1 protein-coding gene and 1 pseudogene are annotated in these 1164 nt (G+C 43.2%); both read left to right on the top strand.

Features of this window, described 5'->3' with window-relative positions; genetic code table 11:
- Positions 1–260, top strand: a pseudogene (locus tag Q0256_RS02560) (phage portal protein); the annotation flags it as partial.
- Positions 253–960 (top strand): hypothetical protein, encoded by a 708-nt coding sequence (locus tag Q0256_RS02555; RefSeq protein WP_297959769.1) that lies wholly within the window; start codon positions 253–255, stop codon positions 958–960. The pseudogene Q0256_RS02560 and the gene Q0256_RS02555, both read left to right, overlap by 8 nt.
- The last annotated feature ends 204 nt before the right edge of the window (positions 961–1164 follow it).

Raw genomic sequence — 1164 nt, 5'->3', positions numbered from 1 at the left:
ACAACCGCATAAGCGTGAGAGATTACGAGCTCGTGCTACGTCATTTTTCGTTTAAACCGCAAGGTTGGGAGTATATCGATCCGAGCAAAGAAGTAGTAGCAAACGCCAAAGCTATCGAGGCGGGGTTTAAAACGCGCATCGAGGTTTTGAGGGAAAAAGGCATCGAATATGACACTTATATCGATGAACTTGAGAAGGAGAAACAGATCGTGCAGAAATTGCAAGAGATAGAAAAAATCAAAAGGGGCAAAAATGGATAAAAAAATACTAGATGATATCAAGAATTTCAGCGTAACGTTTGGTAAAGATGCCGCGTTTGACGATGAGCACAAAACCATAAGCTTTATCGCGCTTAGCAAAAACAATCTGCATAAGCGCGCCACGTTTTGGGGCGATGAGTATTATTTGAGCGTAGATACGAGTGGCGTTAAATTTAACGCTAAAACCCTATATCTCGACCACGAGCCGACCTTCGCAAACGCGATCGGCAAAATCACAGACCAAAAATTCCAAAACGGAGATTTTAAGGTCAAGGTCGAATTTAGCGATGAGGTCGCCAGCTCAAAAGAAGCCTACGCTAAATATAAAGCCGGGCTAAGCGACTCGGTAAGCGTTGGCTTTGGGGATTATAAAGTAAAGGAGATGGATAAGATCGAAGGAGTAGATCATTATCAAATCTATGAGGGCGAAATCGTGGAGCTATCCGCGGTTTGGCAAGGAGCAGACCCGAATGCAAAAATTTCAAAATTCAATAAACCAAATTTAAAAGGAGAACAAATGCCAGAAAACGACAAGAACACAGGGCTAGCGCAACAAGGCGCAGAACAAAACCAGCAACGCGGCGGCTTCGCCGAGGTTTCTAAGCGAAGCGAGCAAAAGGAGTTATTAGATGAAAAAAACAATTATAGCATTTTTAGTTGTGCTTTCAGTGATCCTTGCGGGTTGCAGCGCTTTATTTAGCTCAAATTTTAGGGCGCGACAAAGAGGGTTTAGAAGCCATCGCCGCGGGTAAAAGTTACGCCGAATTCAGTAAAGACATGGCAAAGCTAAACGCGCAGAGTAAATTTGAGACCGTAAATATAAAAGCCAAAGGTAGGCAAGATGACGGCGAATTTAGCCTCGCAAACATCATTAAATCGGCAGTCGATAGAAATATCGACCTAA

The organism is uncultured Campylobacter sp., from assembly GCF_937949835.1.
Classification (GTDB): Bacteria; Campylobacterota; Campylobacteria; order Campylobacterales; family Campylobacteraceae; genus Campylobacter_B.
Note: the sequence above shows the minus strand (reverse complement) of the source record. Positions and strands in the feature narration are given on the sequence as shown.

Coding starts and splice junctions, on each gene's coding strand:
- Q0256_RS02555 (WP_297959769.1), top strand. CDS start 253: ATGGATAAAAAAATACTAGATGATATCAAGAATTTCAGCGTAACGTTT.